The sequence below is a fragment of the Paraburkholderia domus genome (genome assembly GCF_905220705.1).
Taxonomy (GTDB): Bacteria; Pseudomonadota; Gammaproteobacteria; order Burkholderiales; family Burkholderiaceae; genus Paraburkholderia; species Paraburkholderia domus.
Window position 1 is genome coordinate 143,013 of sequence record NZ_CAJNAT010000009.1, and the last position, 18,287, is coordinate 161,299.

Consider the following 18,287-nt stretch of genomic DNA (forward strand, 5'->3'; position numbering starts at 1 on the left):
CGCTAGCGGTTTAACAATCAGACGGCTTAGCGGTTGTTCTGGCGCGCAAGCGGGCTGCCTGCGAACGGGTCGTTTAGCCAATCCACCTGTTTTCTCGGCTGCGGGGCGGGTGCCGGCGTGGCCGATAATTCGAAGTGGTCAATTGATTGACCTGCGCTGATTGCCTGTTTAAGCCATTGGGGCATTTCACCCTGGCCGTCCCAGCTATCTCCCGTTGCGCTGCGGTAGCGCTCGGCTTTTTGCCCCTTCGGTTCGGCCGCCAGTACGGCTGCGAGGTCTTCTGGTTTGATACCAAACTCTTCCATGCGATGGCGGAGATACGCAATCATGCTATCTCGCTTCCTTTCGTCCATAAGATATTCGTCCTTCTAAAGCGTCCGGCGTTCTGTCAAACACAGATTGCAAGGGGACACCGCGAAAGCGTTGAGCCCATGCAAATGGGGCCCGCTCGCGGTGAGGTTGTTGATCGAAGGAAATCCCAGTGGCAGCGTCAAAAACAGTGCCCCATAAATTGCGTTACTGCATATACCCGGCCAGGCCGCCTATCCGGCTGGCCGCGCCAATCAGTGAATGTTCAGGCGCTTCGCCGCGCGGCAGGTACGGCTGGATAAGCCCTGCGGCCGCTATGGAAAAAACGGTGATGACGATGCACTGATTGCGAATGGCCGGTCTCATGCCCACGCTCCGTCTCTCGCCGGTGCCTCGCGCGGGGCTGATTATGTGTGTTATTCCACCATCATAACGCACTGTTCGCGTGAAGCGCGCGCCGGCCCGGCTGATTTTGTTGCTGCACGTTCCTGATCGAGCTGCGACCGACGCTGCCAACGCAGCCGGTGCCGCCGGGATTGAAATCCTGAGTGGCCGACCTATAACGAAACAGCGGAGCAACAATCTGCGTTTCCAGCCTGGTGGCGACCGCTTCCGGCAAGCCGCGCGTGCTCGCCCGACATCGGTTTCAGGTTTGGCAACTATTTACTCGTTTAGTTCGGTGACTCGCCGCAGCAGTCCCGCATGCGCATTCGCCCGTCCATCGGTTCGATTTGGTGATATGACGTTTTTTCGCGGATCAATTCTTTTTGAAGGGGATGAAAACTGCTGCGCCGGATTCGAGGAGTCTGGACATGAAACTACGTTTATTGATGGCGTTGGCAAGCGCCGCGCTCTTTCTGGCGCCGAGCACCGCCGGCGCACTGGACAGCCAGCAGGGCGAAGCTGTGTCGGGCCAGGTGCTGATGCAGAACGCGAACGAATCAGCGCAGGACACCACCGACATGTCGTTTGGTGAAACGGGCCGGACCATAATGCCGGCCGTTCAACCGGTGCAGAACGTCTCCTATGGCGGTGTGGCCGCAGGCGCGACGGAAGCGGGAGGCCGAATGGAGCGGCCGTGCTCTTCCGGGCCGCAATGCAGGATCTATTTTGGTCAATAGCAGGGCGGCAGTTCAGGCGGCGGCGGGGAGCAGCCCGCACCGCCTCCAACCATTCCGCGCGCCGCACCCTGATCGAATACCCACACGCCCGACTGCAATTTTACGGAGTGGCCAGCGGGCGATTTAATACGATGTTAAGGTGTGTTCCGTTCAGGTTTTCACCCGTTGTCTTTTCCGATCGCAATCGTAAGCAGGCCAATACCGCCTGCTTTTTTATTCATGATTTGCCGTTCGTGAATTGATTAGTCCGGCGTGACTGCTCCAATCCCACTCGTTGTTTAGTTACTCGCAAACAATACTATGCTGATGGAAGATAATCTGCCGGCGAGCCTTGCCTCGCCGGACGATAGCGCCTCGTCGTCTCTACGTTCGTGGCTCGCTGTTGTGGCCGTTGCAATCGGTGCATTCGCGTTCGTCACCACGGAGTTTTTACCCGTTGGATTGCTGCCGCGCATCGCGGCCGATCTGGGCGTGCTGCCTGGTACCGCAGGATTGATGGTCACCGTGCCGGGTGTGATCGCCGCCATCTCCGCGCCCGGTTTGATGCTGGTGGCCGGACGGATGGATCGCCGGCGAGTATTTCTGTTGCTGACGGCCTTGCTGCTGGCGTCGAATCTGATTTCCGCTTTCGCGCCCGATTTTCTGTTCATGCTGCTTGGGCGCGCGCTGCTCGGTGCGGCTTTGGGCGGATTCTGGACGCTGGCGACCGCTGCATCGGGGCGCCTCGTTCAGCCGAAAGATTCGGCCAAAGCCATGGCGACGATCCTGACCGGCGTGACCTGTGCGACGGTGATCGGTGTGCCGCTCGGTACGTTCATTGCCAGCTTCGCGTCATGGCGCGCTTCGTTTATGGCAACCGGCGTACTTGTTGCTATCGCGCTCGTGGCTCAGTTCGTCTTCGTGCCGTCCTTGCCGTCGACAGCCGCATTGCGGCTGCGCGATATGGTGGCGCTGCTGCGCCGGCCGCATCCGCGCAGAAGCATGCTGATGGTGGCGCTCGTTTTCGGCGCGCATTTCTCTTCGTACACGTACATCACGCCATTCCTGTTGGGTAACGCGAGCTTCACGATGCCGACGATTACGTGGCTGCTGCTCGGCTTCGGCATGATTGGTTTCTTCTCGAACTTCGCCGTTTCATCGACGGTGACGCGTAACCTGAAAATGTCCGTGGGCACAATGGTTTCTCTGCTCATGTTCGCGCTGCTAGCCATGCCGCTCTTGCAACAATCGCCGATCGGCGTCGTCGCGCTCGTACTCGCGTGGGGCGTTTCGTTCGGAGCGCTGCCGCTGTGTTTCAGCATCTGGATTCAACGTGCCACGCCGGATTCGCCGGAAGCGGGCTCGGCCCTGTTTGTCAGCATCATTCAGGTTGCCATCGCGCTGGGGTCCCTCATTGGTGGTGTGGTGGTCGACCATGTCGGCATTTCCGCCGACTTTCTCTTCGGTAGCGGGTTGGCATTGCTGGGGCTCGCGGCGCTCGCGAGTTTTGGGCGGCGCGAGCAGGAGGGGAGTGTGGAATCGATAGCGTGTCCGGCGTGTTCGGACTAATAGCCGCTCGGTAATCAATTCGGTTCTGAAATCGCGGCTGGAATGCAACGCGAGCCAACCCGCACCGTTGGCTCCGTGATGTGTGGAATTGTCACATTCGGTTGCTATACAGGAGGGGTAATCCTGGTAGGAGACCGATTTGGACGTTCGAAAGTCAGTGTTACACGTCGCAAGTGCAACGAAGCATCCGTTTGAGAGCTGCTTTGTCGACCTTGGAGGGCATTCCGCGGAACGCGCCCTCACTGTACTCACTGCAGCGGTGCATGCTGCTCAACGCGAAATGAATGCCTTTGATTGGATTACCGACGCGCTTCCTGGTGCGACGCTCAAGCCGGCCCTGGCATTCGGCACGGTTGGCGAACTTTATCGGTCATACACCAGACCCGCTGAGCTGGGACGCCTGAAGGGCGTGCTGCGTTCATGACCACTGGCTGGCAGCGGCGTCATTAAAGCTTGCGCGGCGTGAGCTGTGCCTGTCTCCGCGCTCGAACATTTACCCACGCAACGCTTAAGAAGTTCGTATTCCAAACCGTTATCCTGTCGGTCTGACGGACTCGAGGCCACGTATGGTAGGGCCGCACCCAATCGTTCTAACAGCGGGCCGCCGCGGCAACGTCACACCATCACTATTGCAGGGTTGACGTTCAACCGGGAATTCGCCCGCAAAGCTTTCGCTGCAATTGCCGTCACTTTCATTCTCTCGGCGATTGGCATCACACGTTTTTGGCCCACCGCCAGACCTCCGAGCAGGAAAATTCGCTCAGCACGCTGCGGGAATCAGGGCGGCTGAAACAGGACCTCGACCAGGTCCAGCAGATAATGCTCGACGAACATGGCGAGCTCTACACGCTGGTTAGCACGCGTCCGTTTTACAAGCGCGCTGCCTGCAACTTTCCAATTGCTCGACCATATTCCCGAAATTCCCGAAGGTATTGCCTGGAAGGACGCCAGGCACCGCTATGTTGGCGGTAACGAAATTTATGCGCGAGATGCCGGTTTGCCCTCGAGGGACGCACTTACTGGCTTGAGCGACCACGATTTGCGCTGGGGCGACGATCCACGCGCGGCGCAGACCGAAGATATCCGGGTTATGTCAGGAGAGCTCACCAGGCGGCACTTCGAGCGCACGGCGGCAGCCGTTGATGGAACGGAAGTCTGGATTTCCGAAACGAAGCTCCCGTTCGAAGATCAGAACGGAGCGGTTGTCGGCGTTCTTATCGCTTACGAGAACATCACCGCCCGGCGCAAAGCTGAACTGGCGCTCCGTCTTCAAGGCCGAGCGATAGACGCGAGTATCAATGGGATTGTGATCGCCGAGGTTCGGCAAGATTTGAACATCGTGATTTTTGCGAACGCCGCGTTCGAGCGTATCACGGGGTACTCATCCGGCGACGTGACAGGAGGGGACTGCATGGGTGCTCCGCACCGCCTGTCTACAGGTAAGCAGGTGGCGGGAGCAGGGCCTCCCTTCGATTCGTGTCTCGGTGAACGTTTCCCCGCTTCAGTTGGAGCGCTCCGACATCGTTAGCGTGGTGCGTGGCGCATTGCACGACGCGGCCTGTCCTGCCGAATTGCTCGAGCTGGAAGTGACAGAAGGCGCGCTGATGCGCAATGCCGATGACGCGGCCCGGGTGCTCCATGACTTGCGCGAACTCGGCGCAAAAGTCGCCTTCGATGATTTCGGTACCGGCTATTCGAGCTTGAGCTATCTGAAGCGCTTCAGTATCGACCGCATCAAAATTGACAAGGTTTTTGTGCATGAAATCGGCCGCGGGACAGAATACGAAGCGCTGACACTCGCCGTCATCGCAATCGCCGAGGCTTTGAAATTCGATGTTATTGCGGAAGGCGTCGAAACGGACGTACAGCGAGGATTCCTCGTTGAGCACGGATGTATCGAGGGGCAAGGTTTTCTATACAGCGCCGCTGTTTCAGGAGAAACCATTGCAAGCATGCTTCGATCGTCGACTTCAGAGGCTGGCTATATCGAAACCGGTCAGGGGATTCCTGCGGGCACTTGAGGTGCAGGTGTGTCCGCTTCGACCACGCGTCTTGTCACAGTACCCGGGCAGCGCTGGCGTTAGGGTGGACCCTTCAGCTCTTCGGTGTACCAGAGTTGCATCTCTTTGAGCAGAGCGACGTATTCTGTGATGCCGGCCGTTGCCGACGCGGAAGTGGCTGCCCGATTCACTTCGTCCCAGAGGGAATCGAATTTGTCGAGTGCAACCACCCGCGGCAGATGGTGCGCAGTCAGGGTTTTGAACGCTAGCCGGAGTTCCGCTGCGCTTCGGTGGACGGCCGGTGCATGTGAAGCAGACATGGAGCAGCTTTTGGCGTGGGGTTTTTACCAAATATAGCGAGCCAAAAATCGACCGCAGCGATTCAATGCGGACTTTTCAGATCAGACGAAACGAAGGTCGTCGGACAATAATGTCGAGCAAGATTGCGAGGATGATGCGCTTGGGTTAGGGCGTTGTACGTTGTAGGATTGACTGGGTAATCAACAGTCTCGCCGTTACGTCGCACATGCTGGCTTGTGCCTTTTTCTTCACTTCGTCTCCTTGGGAGTCCGCACAGATGAATTCCGCACTCCACGCAACGGATTCCGGTCACCAGTGGGATGTTGTGGCAGGTGCCGGCGGACGCCAGGACAGCGCGCTCTCCGCTGAAATTTCTATTGCCGAGGCCTTCCCGTTACTCGCGGCGCCACTGATTGCGCAGGTCGAGCAGCGGGTAAGCGCGCTGAGTGCCAGCGTTGACGGGGAAAACCTGCACAAACTACGCGTTGCGTTGCGTCGACTGCGTACGCTGTGGTGGGCTTATGAGCCGTACCTCAACAAAAAAGAAGCCCGGGCTCATCGCCGCGACCTCAAATCCCTTGCCGATGTTGCCGGGCAGACACGCGACTGGGACATACTGAGGCAGGTCCTGACTGACGACAAATCGATGAAGCATACTTTTACAACGCTTCTCGAAAGTATCGACCTGTGCCGGGGCGACGCTTTTGTATGCAGCCGCACAACGATACAGAGCGCAGGTGCAGACCAGATGCTGCAGAAACGCGTGGGTCGTGCCGTTGAGCAGCTTCAGGCGCCAGGGTTTGACGAATCGCTTCCTGTTTTCGCGCGCAGGCGCGTTGACGCTGCCGGGAACTCGCTGGATAACAAGTTTCGGCGGGCCGTTACGCATCAAATCCCCGAGTACCCGGAACTTCATAAGCTTCGTATCGCCGGGAAGAGGCTCCGTTATTTGCTGGAATTCTTTCTGCCCGTTCTGGATGATTGCGACCCGGCAAACATCAAAATCCTTGCCGATCTGCAGGACGAACTGGGGAAGCTTAACGATCTGGTTGCGAGTGAAGCGCTGCTCCATAAACATGCGGCGGAGCTTGGAAAATCAACGGTTGTGGAACACGCGATTTATTATGTAAGCGACCAGAAAGTGCATTATATGCAACATGTGTATGAACTGCTGCACACCGTCAATGAGACGCTGGCTAAAAAGTGTTCATGACTGCATTCGATCAGGTCGATTGTGCAGCGCGCGGTGGTCAATGCTACAGATTCTGCGTTTTTCCGCGATTATCCAGGGGCAAAGCATTACCCCTGTGAATTCAACGCGTCGCCTGGGTCCTTGTTCTTCCGTACCTATTCAGCGACTGGCTTGCCAGACGCATCCTTCACTTTCGAACGCCATTGCGTGCGAATCTCCGTCGTTACCGAATCGGGGAGCGCGATATAGTCAAGGTCCTGTGCGGCCTGAGTGCCGTTTTTGAAGGCCCAATCGAAAAACTTCAATGTTTCCTTGCCGTGGTCAGACTTGTCCTGTGTGGTATGAAGCAGCACAAAGGTTGCGCCGACAACGGGCCAGGCGTCCTTACCAGGTTCGTTTGTGAGGATCTGATAGAACGTCTTTGACCAGTCGGCACCGGCCGCCGCAGCCTTGAACGTCTCTGTCTTCGGCTGAACGACAGTGCCTGCAGCATTTTTCATGGCGGTGTATGCCATCTTGTTTTGCTTTGCATAGGCCCATTCGACGTAGCCGATAGCACCAGGCAAGCGCTGGACAAAAGCCGCGACCCCGTCGTTACCTTTGCCGCCGGTTCCAGTCGGCCAGCTCACGGTCGCGCCTTCGCCCACCTTGCTTTTCCATTCCGGATTCACCTGGGTGAGATAGTGCGTCCAGATGAAGCTAGTTCCCGACCCATCGGCTCGACGAACCACGGCGATATCCGTGTCGGGTAGTTTGACGCCGGGATTCAATGCGCCGATTGCCGGGTCGTTCCACTTTTTGATTTTGCCGAGATAGATGTCGCCAAGCACAGGGCCTGACAAAATCAATTCGCCCGGCTTCACACCCGGCACATTAGTGACTGCCACCACACCGCCCACGACTGTCGGAAACTGGAACAGGCCGTTCTTCGCGAGTTCGTCGTCCTTCAGTGGCGCATCTGAGCCAGCGAAGTCGACAGTTTTGGCGACAACCTGTTGACGCCACCCGACGACCCGATTCCTTGATAGTTGACCTTGCCGCCACCGGACTTCTGGTAGGAGTCGGCCCATTTCGTATAGATGGGTGCAGCGAACGTGCTGCCGGCGCCAGTGATGTCGGTAGCAAATGCTGTTGAGCTGGAAAGCGCTCCGCTCAAAATGGCCATTGCAATCAATGCGAGCTTCATGAGCGGTCTCTCCGAAAGGTTTGTAGGGATGCTCGCTCGAAGCTAGACCCGCATGATGTCAATTTAGTGACCCTCCATGACATGACAGCGCCAACGCAGCCCATTCTTGCCACCGGCGACTTTGACCTGCCGATGGCCTTCACGATCGCGCGCTCTGGTACAAGCGGTGTAGAACTACGGCCCGGTGACTGGTTTGCCCACGCTATCTTTCGTATTGACGCCCCATTGCGAACGGATTTCAGCCACGGCTGATTCTGGCAGCGGAATGTAGTCCAGATCCTCTGCCACCTTGTTGCCGTTTGTGAATGCCCAGTCGAAGAACTTCAGCGTTTCCGCGCCGTGGTCGGCCTTGTCCTGGGTCGCATGCAATAACACGAAAGTGGCACCAACCACGGGCCACGCATCCTTACCCGGTTCGTTCGTCAGGATTTGAGAGAAAGTCTTTGACCAATCGGCGCCGGCAGCCGCAGCCCTGAATGTTGACGCCCCTGGCTGGACAACGGCGCCCGAAGCATTCTTCATGGCTGTGTAAGCCATGTGGTTCTGCTTGGTGAAGTCCCATGCGACATAGCCTATCGCGCCTGGCACTCGCAGGACGAAAGTGGCTACACCTTCGTTGCCTCTGCCGCCGGCTCCGTGTGGCCACCGCACGGTCGCGCCTTCGCCAACCTTGCTCTTCCATTCCGGATTGACCTGCGAAAGGTAGTGCGTCCAGATGAGGCTCGTGCCCGACCCATCCGCACGACGGATTACGGCAATGGCGGCGTCCGGCAGTTTCAACGTTGGATTCAACGCGGCGATGGCGGGAGCATTCCAGTTGGTAATTTTGCCAAGGTAGATGTCGCCGAGCACAGGGCCGGATAAGATCAGCTCCCCGGGTTTAATGCCTGGAAGGTTGACGACCGGCACGACACCACCTACGACGGTCGGGAATTGGATTCCCCGCGTTTGGCGCCCACTGATGAGATTTGTCTGTGTTTTGGAGCAGCAGGATTTCAAGGGCGCGTTATTGAAGCTCTCAATGGATTTCAGCGAACCTCGGGGTAGTCAAAGAGTCATGAAACGTCGTTCAGATGCTTCGCAAAGGAGCCTGAAGAGTTGCAAAGAGAGGAGGTGACGACGTGGTAGCCGCGCGCATCACGGTGGGCGGCGAGGCGTTATCTCATCCGTGGCTGTCGATCCACGCTCGTGCCCAGTCAAGTCCGGCATGCTGGGCTTGCTCTTCGGTATCAAAATAGCCAAGGACGCCGGATGCCTCAACGAGCTTGTTGTGTCGAGTGATAGTGCCACTTGCCGCAAACCGTTCCGGTTGGAGGATGTCCTCCTGCTGCAAGATAGCGTGACCCCAAACGTTGTAGCCGTTATAGCGCTCTGATTCCATCAGCGTGTGACCTCGGCGGAAATACTTCGCGAATCGACCCGAAGTATGTTTCCTTCTGGCGTTAGCTGACGCGGAATCTCCAGCATCTCTGGTTCGGCTGTCGGCACGGCCTGCTGTATGTGGCTTTGCTTCACCACGAGTTTCACTGAAGACATCGGCGCGCGCCGAGCATGGACTTTCACCGCATGAGGGGCGACGTGCCGTTGGACTGCGAGCTTGTGCGCAGCACCGACCCTGTGCGGGGCAGTCGCACGAGCCTCGGGCGGATTCCAGACCTCCGTATAGCCGCCAGCAGCGTATGCGACCGGCGCGAGTGCAGTCATCAGTACGGCCAATCCAATTCTTTTCACAAGTTCTCCTTGCCTGCCTTTCGTTGAAGCCATTCTTTGCAACCAACACCCTGTCCGACGCACCCGCCATCGCATCCGGTGCAATATTGCCGGTCCCGTATGTCAGCGCTGACGCGCCAGACATTGTCGTTCGCCAGACTTGCCGTGCCAACAGCGTGACCATTTTCGCAGGCGTAAAACGTCGGCTCGCCAGCTTTGCCGCGCCGGAGCGCATCATCAACGGATTCGTTGCCGAAAACAGAGCGAAGTTTTTCTATGAACGCCGCCATTTCCGGCATCGGATGGCCATCCTTCCGAACGCATGCATCCATGGCTCAGCCCCGATTAAAAGTGCCAGTTCACTAGCGCGCATCTGTGTTTGAGTGCTGTATAAATATACAGGTTTTTCGGCGCGCCATGTGTATCGCTACGATTCTTGCAACGCCGCAATACAATGGAAGCCTTTCCCGTGGATGCGATATCGCCGTGACAGATCCGCTCAACCTGGACTCTCGCGCTCGGGCAGAATCTCTCATCTATCCGTCCCATGTAAAGCAGGCGCCATGATGATTTCGGTCGTGCTGGATTCCACCATTACGTGCCCGACCTGCGGGCATAAAAAAGACGAGACGATGCCCACCGACGCCTGTGTGTGGTGTTACGAATGCGAGCATTGCAAAGCTGCGTTCAGACCGAAACCTGGTGATTGCTGTGTCTACTGTTCGTATGGCACCAACAAATGTCCGCCGATGCAGCAGTCGGGCCGGTGCTGTGAGCGCTGACGTTAAAAATGAGCAAGATTGAGCGCCTGCGATTGCCTGAAAACGATGAAACGTTCGGCGGCAACAAGATATTCGACCTCTTTCAATATTCGCCTGCTGTCTCGGCGAAGGGTCTTGTGTTCATTGCAGGGCAGGTCGGGCTGCGAGCGGATGGGACCATTCCCGTGTCGGCTGAAGAGCAGATTGATTTGGCGTTCAAGCGTGCCGAAGTCATTCTGCGGAATCTCGGTCTCGATTTCACCGATCTCGTTGAGCTGGTTTCGTACCACATGGACGTCACGTCGCAACTCGCCGATTTTCGGGCCGTCAAGGAACGTTACATCCGTTCCGACTTCCCCGCATGGACGATCCTCGGCGTGGCATCGCTGGCGCGTCCCGAGTTGTTAATCGAAATCAAGATGGTCGCGGCGCAGCGGAAATAACGTCGAAGTTTTTCTGCACGCTTGCCGGCTTGAAAAGGCAGGGTTCATCGCATCTGATGGCAACTGCAGTCGTGGACCACCTAGGCGACACTTTGTGGGTGCATCGTCGCGCCAGTTAATTTTCCCCCAGCCTGTCGCTGTTGCGCGTCGATGCCTGCATCCGTGTGCCACCGCGACAGCGGCCTTTCCGGTACGCGACATCGACGCGGGGTGTCATGAGCGATTCGATGAACGTTGTGGTCATCGCCTAGTGCCGGTCTTGCCGAACGCCGCGCAGATTTTCACGAACGCGTTTGGCAACCAGGACGGTAAGGTAGTCCAGGATTCTCGCGCCGTCGCTGTATTCGGCCCAGACGTCCACATACATTTTCGACACTGTCTCAGTAGGTGTATTGGTGTCAGCGGCGATTGTCTTGACGACATGTTCAAAGTCGGGTGGGGCCATGGTGTGCTCCTGGCTTTCGAAGAGAGAGACGCGCGGAAAGGCGATTAGACGATGTTGTCGGCCTGCATGCAAATTGAATCGGCCTATCGTTGAGGGAAGAGCAGTGCCATCGTTCTATCTGCATAGATTGTTTCGTATACCTGATCAATGATGTGCTTACTGAAAAATTCCGTACGGGTCACTGGCGATCTGTCGAACGCACGCATCGAGCGCGCACGGAGCAAATCCAATCGTTTCAGGGGCTTGCGCCGCTTGCTCGTGAATTATCCGCAGCCTTGCAACGAGATTGTGTGGACAACTCGGGGGCCGTATCTGTGGGGTGGTGGCGCCAAACCAGAAGCGCCCAAAAACTGTATATACTGTTTATATCGTTTGTCAACCAGGGCGATGGCCATGCCCGAAGCCAGCATCATGAAGCCGACCGAACAACGCGACGTAGTCGCGCTGCCTTTTGTTCGCGGGAACCACGGCATCGTGCAACCGGGTATTGCGTCACAGGCAAGTTTGTCCGCAGTAACCACGGCATCGTGCAACCGAGCATTGCGCCACAGGCAAGTTTGTCGGAGGAACGAAGATGTCGGATAAGCATCTTTCCAGCAGGTTTGACGTCGACCTCAACCTGCTTTTAACCCGGTTGCTCGAAATGGGCGGCTTGGTGGAGGCCCAGATCGCGCGCGCGATGGAGGCACTGAACACGTTTGATTTGGCACTTGTTGAGGAGGTACTGGAGAGCGAACACCGGCTCAACGCGATGGAAATAGAAATCGACGAAGAAGTTAGCAACGTCATCGTTCGTCGGCAGCCCACCGCTCGTGACCTTCGACTCCTAATGGCCGCCTCGAAGTGCATCACCAACCTCGAGCGTGCTGGCGATGAAGCACGGAAGATCGCCAAGCGAACACGCCGCATTGCCATGGAGACCGCCGCGCAGCCCGTTAACATTTCTGAAATCAAGGCCTCCGGCAAAATGGCCGCAGATATTCTTCGTCATGCGTTGGATGCATTTGCACGAATGGATACCGTTGCGGCCGCACAGATTGTCGGTGACGACGAAGCCATCGATAACGAGTTCGAGGCGTTCGTGCGCAGGCTCATTACGTCCATGACGCAAGACCCCCGGATAATCCCGATGGGGCTTGACTATCTGTCCATAGCGAAGGCCATCGAGCGTATCGGCGACCACGCCACCAACATTGCTGAGCTTGTCGTCTACATCGTCAAGGGTACCGACGTGCGCCACGTGCCCCGAGAGCAGATTGAGCGTTACTGAACAGTATTCGCGACCTCAGGCAGGTTTGATTTGCGAATGACGCAGACCGAGGCATCCCGCCGGGCGATCCGCTTTTGTTATCGCCCCCTCCAATACACGGATTGTTAGCGCATCGCACCGCTCGTATATTTGCTGAACGAAAGCAGAGCCATCACGGACAGCAGCAATACAACAACTGAAAGGCAAGCCTCTCGGGCCTGTCACAGGAGCACAGCGATGAATCGAATCGATCTGGAGGGGCGTGTTGTCGCCATTACCGGCGGTGCGCGCGGCATTGGCTACGCGGTGGCTCAACGGGCGCTGAACTCGGGCGCGTCGGTCGCTCTATGGGACATCGACGCCGAGCGCCTGGCGCGCAGCGAGCGCGAGCTCAGCGAACTGGGCAAGGTAACGGCGGTCACGGTCGAACTCACCCAGGAAGCCTCAGTTGTTGAGGCGGTGGCACAAACAGTCGCCGCGCATGGCGCGATCGACGTGCTGATCAACTGCGCCGGCATCACCGGCGGCAACGGCGCGACGTGGGAGCTGGACCCCGAGGTCTGGCGCCGCGTGATCGACGTGAATCTGATCGGCCCCTATCTGACTTGCCGTGCGGTCGTGCCGCAAATGCTCAAACAGGGCTACGGCCGGATCGTCAATATTGCCTCGGTGGCTGGCAAAGAGGGCAACCCGAACGCCTCGCACTACAGCGCCTCCAAAGCCGGGCTGATCGGCTTGACCAAATCCCTCGGCAAAGAGCTGGCGACGAAGAACATCCTCGTCAATGCAGTTACGCCCGCAGCGGCCAAAACCGAGATCTTCGATTCGATGTCGCAGCAGCATATCGACTACATGCTCTCGAAGATTCCGATGAACCGGTTCCTGCTGCCGGAAGAAGCGGCGTCGCTGATTCTCTGGCTGTCTTCCGAAGACTGCGCGTTCAGCACCGGCTCGGTATTCGACCTCTCCGGCGGCCGCGCCACATACTGAGTCATCACAGCGTCACCTGAGCAGTAGCCGTAGCCGTGCAAAAGGTAAAACCCGCAGAGCGCGACCCTTGTACTCTGTGAAGGAGACGACATGAATCCGGATTCGCCCGCTTCGCTGGAGGCGATCAACAGCAAGGTCATGCGCCGGCTGTTGCCCTTTTTGCTGCTGATGTACGTGCTGGCGTTTCTCGATCGCGCCAATATCGGCTTCGCGCAGAAGGCCTTGCAGCACGATACGGGTTTGTCCAATGCGGCTTTCGCCTTCGGTGCGGGCGTGTTCTTCGTCGGCTATGCATTATTCGAAGTGCCGAGCAATCTTTTGCTGCATAAGGTCGGCGCGCGCGCGTGGATGTGCCGGATCATGGTGACCTGGGGGCTTGTCTCTGCGGCGATGTGTCTTGCGCATACGCCGACTGCTTTCTACTCACTGCGTTTTCTGCTCGGTGTCGCCGAAGCAGGTTTCTTCCCTGGCGTGATCTATTACCTGACCCATTGGTTTCCGCAAGCGGCGCGAGCGCGCGCGGTGGGCGTGTTTTATTTCGGTGCGCCGCTGGCGTTCATCTTCGGCAGTCCGTTGTCGGGTTCCTTGCTCGAATTGCATGGCGCAATGGGCTTGGCCGGCTGGCAGTGGCTGTTTCTGATCGAGGGAACGCTGGCCTCATTGGTCGGCGTATGGGCGTTCTGGTATCTCGACAACCGCCCTGAAGACGCGCGTTGGCTCGCTGCGCAAGAGCGACGCACCTTGCGCAGCGCGCTCGACGACGACGCGCGCGCCGCATCTGCTCATGGGCCACATCACATTCTCGCAGCGCTGTTGGACCGCCGTGTGTTGCTGCTATCGGCGATCTATCTGCTGATTCAGATGAGTGTCTACGGCGTGATCTTCTATTTGCCGCAGCAAGTGGCCGCGTTGCTCGGCACGACAGTCGGTTTGCGCGTGGGCCTCGTCGGCGCTGTGCCATGGCTGTGTGCGCTGGCGGTGACGTGGTATGTGCCGCGTCGTGCGGATCGCACAGGTGGCCACCGGCGCTGGGCGGTCGCGCTGCTGGTGCTCGCAGGCCTCGGTATCGGCGCCTCGGGGCTCGCGCATAACCCGTCGATCGGCTTGATCGCGCTGTGCTGCGCGGCCAGCGGTTTCATCGCGGCACAACCGCTGTTCTGGACATTCCCAACGCGCTACCTCACGGGTGCCGCGGCGGCGGGCGGGATTGCGCTGATCAATTCACTGGGCGGCCTCGGCGGATTTATTGCGCCGAGTCTGCGCACCGCTGCGGAACGGGCGTTTTCGTCGACCTCGGCAGGGCTGATCGTATTGGGCGTGTCGAGTCTGCTGGCGGCGCTCATGATCGGCACGCTGTTGCGTCGTGATGGCGCACATTCGAGCGGGTCGTTCCAGCACTTACAGCACCGCGCCCGCTAGGCGTATTTTCGGCTGCGCGTTCGACGCACCAACAACGGAGCCCATTTCATGGCCATGCCTACTATCCGGCACGTGCGTGCCTTCATCGTCCGCGGTGGCGGTGCGGACTATCACGATCAACCCGACGGACACTGGATCGACGATCATATTTCGACACCGATGGCGCGGTATCCAGAGTATCGCCAGAGCCGCCAGTCGTTCGGTATCAATGTGCTCGGCACGCTGGTCGTAGAGATCGAAGCGAGCGACGGCACGGTCGGTTTTGCGGTGACGACGGGCGGCGAAATCGGCGCGTTCATCGTTGAGAAACATCTCGCACGCTTTCTCGAGGGGCAGCTCGTTACCGACATCGAGAAGATGTGGGACCAGATGTATTTCTCGACGCTGTACTACGGCCGTAAAGGCGTGGTGCTGAATACGATCTCGGGTGTCGATCTCGCGTTGTGGGATCTGCTCGCCAAAGTCCGCAAGGAGCCGGTGTACCAACTATTGGGCGGTCCGGTGCGTGATGAACTCCTGTTCTACGCGACCGGCGCGCGTCCGGACCTCGCGAAGGAGATGGGTTTCATCGGCGGAAAATTGCCGTTGCAGCATGGTCCTGCTGAAGGCGACGAGGGCCTCAGGAAGAATCTGGAAAAGCTAGCCGAGATGCGTAGCCGTGTCGGTGACGACTTCTGGCTGATGTACGACTGCTGGATGAGCCTCGACGTACCGTATGCAACGCGGCTCGCACAGGCGGCGCACGAATACGGTCTGAAATGGATCGAAGAGTGCCTGCCGCCGGACGACTACTGGGGTTACGCCGAACTGCGCCGTAACGTGCCACGCGGCATGATGGTATCGACCGGTGAGCATGAAGCGACGCGTTGGGGTTTTCGCATGCTGCTGGAAATGCAGTGCTGCGATCTGATTCAGCCGGATGTGGGCTGGTGCGGCGGCATTACCGAACTCATCAAGATTTCCGCGCTCGCCGATGCCCACAATGTGATGGTGGTGCCGCATGGATCGTCGGTGTATAGCTATCACTTCGTCGTCACGCGGCACAACTCGCCGTTCGCGGAATTTCTGATGATGGCGCCGAAGGCGGATGAAGTCGTGCCGATGTTTACGCCGCTGCTGCTCGACGAACCGATCCCGGTAAATGGACGGATGAAGGTGCCGGACACGCCAGGGTTCGGCGTTCGGCTCAATCCGGAATGCGCGCTGGTGCGGCCTTATCCACGCTGAACGCGTTGAATACGTATTGAAGGCGAGTTGGCCTCGCTTTCAACTCGCAAGACACAGTATTGATCCAGCCAACAGGAGAATGACGTGCTGCTCAAGGACAAGGTCGTGATCGTTACCGGTGGCTCGCGCGGCATCGGTCGTGCGATAGCGGTTGCGTGCGCAACCGAAGGCGCGGATGTGGCGATCAACTACTGGGGTGATAACGACGCATCGTATGGGCGCCGTTCGGCCGTCGCGGAAGTCGTTGGCGAAATCGAAGCGTTGGGGCGGCGCGTCATCGCGATCGAAGGCAACGTTGCCTTACGCGAAACCGGTCACGAGCTCGTTCGCCACACGGTCGAAGCCTTCGGCAAAGTCGACGTGCTCGCGAGCAATGCCGGCATCTGTCCGTTTCACGCTTTTCTCGATATGCCGCCTGAAGTATTGGAGTCGACGGTGGCAGTCAATCTGAACGGTGCGTTCTACGTCACGCAAGCTGCCGCGCAGCAGATGAAAGCGCAGGGCACGGGCGGCGCGATCGTGGCGACGAGCTCGATCAGCGCCCTGGTAGGCGGTGGCATGCAAACGCACTACACGCCGACCAAAGCGGGCGTGCATTCGCTGATGCAGTCATGCGCGGTGGCATTGGGGCCATACGGCATTCGTTGCAATTCGGTGATGCCCGGCACGATCGCGACCGACCTGAATGCGGAAGATCTCGCCGACGAAGCCAAAAAAGCCTACTTCGAAAAGCGTATTCCGCTGGGCAGATTGGGCCGCCCGGAGGACGTGGCCGATTGCGTGGTATTCCTGGCTTCCGACCGCGCGCGTTATGTAACCGGCGCCGCGCTGCTGGTAGACGGCGGCCTGTTCGTCAACTTGCAGTAGCGCGCGATGCCGGCGTCAATGAACCGGTGCGGATACGATCACAGGCGTGCTCACTGCGGAGACGGAATCGTCGCGTGCGAGCTTGCGCGAGAAGCCGCGCAGCAAATCGATAAAGCGCAGCGCCGGTTCAGCGAGGGCTTCTTCCTTGCGCGTGAGAATGCCGAAACCGGCGAGGCTCTTGCCGATTTCGAGCGGCAGCGCGACCAGCAGCTTGCCGCGCACATGATCGCGCACGACCGACTCGGGCAGCATGGCCACAGCGTCGTAGTTCTCGAGCAATTGCAGCGTAGCGAAAATCGACGCGCACTCGGTCAGGTTGACCGGCGTCGCAAGGCCCGCGCGCGCGAGTTCCTCTTCGAACAGCACGCGCGCCGGACTGGTAACAGGTTGTGCCACCCACGGCCAGTCGATCAGCTCCCGCAGTGTGATGTGCGAGCGCTGCGCCAGTGGATGCACCGAACGCACGACCAGCAGCAATGTCTCGCGTGCGAGCGGTTCGAAACTGAAATCGTTGTGTTGCAACGGACTGGTCAGGCGTCCAAGCGCAAGATCGATTTCGCGGCGATGCAGCAATTGCACGACCTGGTCGCTGGTTTCGCCAAGAATGCGCACGTTCAGCAAAGGGCTTTCGGTTTTCAGCGCGGCGACGGCCATGGCCAGCAGATCGGGCGCGGCACCCATGATGGCGCCGACGGTCAACTGTCCATGCCCGCCGCGGCGTTTGACGTCGAGGTCCTCGGCAAAACGGGTCAGCTCGGCGAGCGCGCGCCGCGCATACGCCAGCGTGACCACGCCGAGCGGCGTGGGCGTCATGCCGCGCGCGTTGCGCTCGAACAGCAGGAAGCCGAACGCTTCCTCGATGTCGCCGAGCATGCGGCTCGCGCTGGGTTGCGCGACGTTGATCGCCTCGGCGGCCTGATGGAGATTGCGCGCGTCGTCAAGCGCGACGAGCAGTGCGAGATGCTTGAACTTGAGCCGGTTGACGAGTGCGATGGCAGCTGAATGTTGGCTCATGGTTCCGGTGCGATTCGGTTTGTGGATCGCCCAATCCCAACAACGGATTGAGATGCTATCGACGCAGGAATTATAGTCGTATCAGACGCTTCTCAGCGAAAGCGCCCGGATACGACGGGAGACAGGCCGCAATGGAAACAATCGCTTTCCGGATGGTGCTCAACCCCGGCATGCGCGAGGAATACGAACGACGTCATGCGCAAATCTGGCCCGAGCTGGTTGATGCATTGCACAACGCCGGTGTGCGCGACTATCGGATCTTCTTCGATGCGGACTCGCACCACCTTTTCGCCGTTCTGACGCGCAGCACGAATCACACGATGAACGCGCTGCGGCAACTCGACGTCATGCGCAAATGGTGGGATTACATGGCCGACATCATGCAGACGGCCCCTGACCATACGCCGTTTCAGCAACCGCTTGAACCGGTCTTTCATCTGAATTCGCTTAGCTCATTTAACCGCTGACGTTGCTGACTGTGCTTAGCCCAATGGGCGGAGGGTGTC

Annotated in this window: 21 protein-coding genes and 2 pseudogenes; 14 read left to right on the top strand and 9 right to left on the bottom strand. The window is 58.6% G+C overall.

The genetic code is table 11. The annotated features are described in order from the left end of the window. Positions 1–26: 26 nt before the first annotated feature. Together KHO31_RS18180 and KHO31_RS18185 are read right to left on the bottom strand one after the other, a co-directional pair. Positions 27–353, bottom strand: coding sequence for an H-NS histone family protein (locus tag KHO31_RS18180; protein ID WP_201079902.1), 327 nt, complete (start codon positions 351–353; stop codon positions 27–29). 163 nt (positions 354–516) lie between these two features. After that, positions 517–675 (bottom strand): hypothetical protein, encoded by a 159-nt coding sequence (locus KHO31_RS18185; RefSeq protein WP_201079904.1) that lies wholly within the window; start codon positions 673–675, stop codon positions 517–519. A gap of 446 nt (positions 676–1,121) precedes the next feature. On the opposite strand from KHO31_RS18185, the gene KHO31_RS18190 reads away from it, so the two are divergent. The 5 genes from KHO31_RS18190 to KHO31_RS18210 all read left to right on the top strand — a co-directional run bounded on the left by KHO31_RS18190 (position 1,122) and on the right by KHO31_RS18210 (position 4,999). Further along, the gene (locus KHO31_RS18190) at positions 1,122–1,430 is read left to right on the top strand and encodes a hypothetical protein (protein ID WP_201079906.1); all 309 of its coding nucleotides are present in this window, start codon (positions 1,122–1,124) and stop codon (positions 1,428–1,430) included. A gap of 300 nt (positions 1,431–1,730) precedes the next feature. Then, positions 1,731–2,978: an MFS transporter gene (locus tag KHO31_RS18195; RefSeq protein WP_211623856.1), complete on the top strand. Its 1,248-nt coding sequence runs from the start codon at positions 1,731–1,733 to the stop codon at positions 2,976–2,978. Positions 2,979–3,117: 139 nt separating this feature from the next. Further along, complete coding sequence (locus tag KHO31_RS18200) at positions 3,118–3,402, top strand: hypothetical protein (RefSeq protein WP_201108979.1); 285 nt, start codon at positions 3,118–3,120, stop codon at positions 3,400–3,402. A gap of 408 nt (positions 3,403–3,810) precedes the next feature. Further along, positions 3,811–4,506, top strand: a complete 696-nt coding sequence (locus KHO31_RS18205; RefSeq protein WP_211623858.1) for a PAS domain-containing protein — start codon at positions 3,811–3,813, stop codon at positions 4,504–4,506. Continuing rightward, on the top strand, positions 4,394–4,999 hold the full coding sequence (locus KHO31_RS18210) for an EAL domain-containing protein (protein ID WP_201108981.1): 606 nt from the start codon (positions 4,394–4,396) through the stop codon (positions 4,997–4,999). Before KHO31_RS18205 ends, KHO31_RS18210 begins: the two co-directional genes overlap by 113 nt. A 59-nt stretch (positions 5,000–5,058) precedes the next feature. On the opposite strand, the gene KHO31_RS18215 is transcribed toward KHO31_RS18210, so the two are convergent. Continuing rightward, entirely contained in the window at positions 5,059–5,298 is a 240-nt protein-coding gene (locus KHO31_RS18215; RefSeq protein WP_201108982.1) for a hypothetical protein, read from the bottom strand. Positions 5,299–5,555: 257 nt separating this feature from the next. On the opposite strand from KHO31_RS18215, the gene KHO31_RS18220 reads away from it, so the two are divergent. Beyond that, positions 5,556–6,491, top strand: coding sequence for a CHAD domain-containing protein (locus tag KHO31_RS18220; RefSeq protein ID WP_201108983.1), 936 nt, complete (start codon positions 5,556–5,558; stop codon positions 6,489–6,491). A gap of 134 nt (positions 6,492–6,625) precedes the next feature. Here the strand turns inward: KHO31_RS18220 and pstS (KHO31_RS18225) are convergent. The 4 genes and pseudogenes from pstS (KHO31_RS18225) to KHO31_RS18240 form a co-directional block, all read right to left on the bottom strand. Further along, positions 6,626–7,656 (bottom strand): annotated as a pseudogene (gene pstS / locus KHO31_RS18225) (phosphate ABC transporter substrate-binding protein PstS). A gap of 174 nt (positions 7,657–7,830) precedes the next feature. Continuing rightward, a pseudogene (gene pstS, locus KHO31_RS18230) lies at positions 7,831–8,592 on the bottom strand (phosphate ABC transporter substrate-binding protein PstS); the annotation flags it as partial. 226 nt (positions 8,593–8,818) lie between these two features. Continuing rightward, complete coding sequence (locus KHO31_RS18235; protein ID WP_201072456.1) at positions 8,819–9,037, bottom strand: hypothetical protein; 219 nt, start codon at positions 9,035–9,037, stop codon at positions 8,819–8,821. A gap of 346 nt (positions 9,038–9,383) precedes the next feature. Next, a complete protein-coding gene (locus KHO31_RS18240) occupies positions 9,384–9,698 on the bottom strand; it encodes a hypothetical protein (RefSeq protein WP_201072458.1) in 315 nt (104 codons plus the stop codon). Positions 9,699–9,932: 234 nt separating this feature from the next. On the opposite strand from KHO31_RS18240, the gene KHO31_RS39335 reads away from it, so the two are divergent. Continuing rightward, positions 9,933–10,148 (top strand): GDCCVxC domain-containing (seleno)protein, encoded by a 216-nt coding sequence (locus tag KHO31_RS39335; protein WP_236061009.1) that lies wholly within the window; start codon positions 9,933–9,935, stop codon positions 10,146–10,148. Positions 10,149–10,156: 8 nt separating this feature from the next. Beyond that, a complete protein-coding gene (locus tag KHO31_RS18245; RefSeq protein ID WP_201072460.1) occupies positions 10,157–10,570 on the top strand; it encodes a RidA family protein in 414 nt (137 codons plus the stop codon). A gap of 247 nt (positions 10,571–10,817) precedes the next feature. Here the strand turns inward: KHO31_RS18245 and KHO31_RS18250 are convergent, their stop codons facing one another. After that, complete coding sequence (locus KHO31_RS18250; RefSeq protein ID WP_201072462.1) at positions 10,818–11,015, bottom strand: DUF3562 domain-containing protein; 198 nt, start codon at positions 11,013–11,015, stop codon at positions 10,818–10,820. Positions 11,016–11,589: 574 nt separating this feature from the next. Between KHO31_RS18250 and phoU the strand changes: the two genes are divergently transcribed. The 5 genes from phoU (at position 11,590) to KHO31_RS18275 (ending at position 16,767) form a co-directional block, all read left to right on the top strand. After that, a complete protein-coding gene (gene phoU / locus KHO31_RS18255; RefSeq protein WP_211623860.1) occupies positions 11,590–12,285 on the top strand; it encodes a phosphate signaling complex protein PhoU in 696 nt (231 codons plus the stop codon). Between the two features lie 216 nt (positions 12,286–12,501). After that, positions 12,502–13,254: an SDR family NAD(P)-dependent oxidoreductase gene (locus KHO31_RS18260; RefSeq protein ID WP_201072467.1), complete on the top strand. Its 753-nt coding sequence runs from the start codon at positions 12,502–12,504 to the stop codon at positions 13,252–13,254. A 90-nt stretch (positions 13,255–13,344) separates the two neighbouring features. Then, on the top strand, positions 13,345–14,673 hold the full coding sequence (locus tag KHO31_RS18265) for an MFS transporter (RefSeq protein ID WP_201085009.1): 1,329 nt from the start codon (positions 13,345–13,347) through the stop codon (positions 14,671–14,673). A gap of 48 nt (positions 14,674–14,721) precedes the next feature. Then, positions 14,722–15,900 (top strand): L-rhamnonate dehydratase, encoded by a 1,179-nt coding sequence (gene rhmD / locus KHO31_RS18270; protein WP_201072471.1) that lies wholly within the window; start codon positions 14,722–14,724, stop codon positions 15,898–15,900. 84 nt (positions 15,901–15,984) lie between these two features. Next, positions 15,985–16,767 carry an SDR family NAD(P)-dependent oxidoreductase gene (locus tag KHO31_RS18275; protein WP_201072472.1) on the top strand — a complete coding sequence of 261 codons (783 nt, stop codon included), beginning with the start codon at positions 15,985–15,987 and terminating at the stop codon, positions 16,765–16,767. A gap of 15 nt (positions 16,768–16,782) precedes the next feature. On the opposite strand, the gene KHO31_RS18280 is transcribed toward KHO31_RS18275, so the two are convergent. Then, positions 16,783–17,781 (bottom strand): LysR family transcriptional regulator, encoded by a 999-nt coding sequence (locus KHO31_RS18280; RefSeq protein WP_201108308.1) that lies wholly within the window; start codon positions 17,779–17,781, stop codon positions 16,783–16,785. A 131-nt stretch (positions 17,782–17,912) separates the two neighbouring features. On the opposite strand from KHO31_RS18280, the gene rhaM reads away from it, so the two are divergent. Then, positions 17,913–18,248, top strand: coding sequence for an L-rhamnose mutarotase (gene rhaM, locus KHO31_RS18285; protein WP_201072474.1), 336 nt, complete (start codon positions 17,913–17,915; stop codon positions 18,246–18,248). Positions 18,249–18,287 lie beyond the last annotated feature (39 nt).

Excerpts from the sequence above, each read along its gene's own strand:
- KHO31_RS18180 (WP_201079902.1), bottom strand. The coding sequence starts at position 353 with ATGGACGAAAGGAAGCGAGATAGCATGATTGCGTATCTCCGCCATCGC.
- KHO31_RS18185 (WP_201079904.1), bottom strand. The coding sequence starts at position 675 with ATGAGACCGGCCATTCGCAATCAGTGCATCGTCATCACCGTTTTTTCC.
- KHO31_RS18190 (WP_201079906.1), top strand. The coding sequence starts at position 1,122 with ATGAAACTACGTTTATTGATGGCGTTGGCAAGCGCCGCGCTCTTTCTG.
- KHO31_RS18195 (WP_211623856.1), top strand. The coding sequence starts at position 1,731 with ATGCTGATGGAAGATAATCTGCCGGCGAGCCTTGCCTCGCCGGACGAT.
- KHO31_RS18205 (WP_211623858.1), top strand. The coding sequence starts at position 3,811 with ATGGCGAGCTCTACACGCTGGTTAGCACGCGTCCGTTTTACAAGCGCG.
- KHO31_RS18215 (WP_201108982.1), bottom strand. The coding sequence starts at position 5,298 with ATGTCTGCTTCACATGCACCGGCCGTCCACCGAAGCGCAGCGGAACTC.
- KHO31_RS18220 (WP_201108983.1), top strand. The coding sequence starts at position 5,556 with ATGAATTCCGCACTCCACGCAACGGATTCCGGTCACCAGTGGGATGTT.
- KHO31_RS18235 (WP_201072456.1), bottom strand. The coding sequence starts at position 9,037 with ATGGAATCAGAGCGCTATAACGGCTACAACGTTTGGGGTCACGCTATC.
- KHO31_RS18240 (WP_201072458.1), bottom strand. The coding sequence starts at position 9,698 with ATGGATGCATGCGTTCGGAAGGATGGCCATCCGATGCCGGAAATGGCG.
- KHO31_RS39335 (WP_236061009.1), top strand. The coding sequence starts at position 9,933 with ATGATTTCGGTCGTGCTGGATTCCACCATTACGTGCCCGACCTGCGGG.
- KHO31_RS18245 (WP_201072460.1), top strand. The coding sequence starts at position 10,157 with ATGAGCAAGATTGAGCGCCTGCGATTGCCTGAAAACGATGAAACGTTC.
- KHO31_RS18250 (WP_201072462.1), bottom strand. The coding sequence starts at position 11,015 with ATGGCCCCACCCGACTTTGAACATGTCGTCAAGACAATCGCCGCTGAC.
- phoU (WP_211623860.1), top strand. The coding sequence starts at position 11,590 with ATGTCGGATAAGCATCTTTCCAGCAGGTTTGACGTCGACCTCAACCTG.
- KHO31_RS18260 (WP_201072467.1), top strand. The coding sequence starts at position 12,502 with ATGAATCGAATCGATCTGGAGGGGCGTGTTGTCGCCATTACCGGCGGT.
- KHO31_RS18265 (WP_201085009.1), top strand. The coding sequence starts at position 13,345 with ATGAATCCGGATTCGCCCGCTTCGCTGGAGGCGATCAACAGCAAGGTC.
- rhmD (WP_201072471.1), top strand. The coding sequence starts at position 14,722 with ATGGCCATGCCTACTATCCGGCACGTGCGTGCCTTCATCGTCCGCGGT.
- KHO31_RS18280 (WP_201108308.1), bottom strand. The coding sequence starts at position 17,781 with ATGAGCCAACATTCAGCTGCCATCGCACTCGTCAACCGGCTCAAGTTC.
- rhaM (WP_201072474.1), top strand. The coding sequence starts at position 17,913 with ATGGAAACAATCGCTTTCCGGATGGTGCTCAACCCCGGCATGCGCGAG.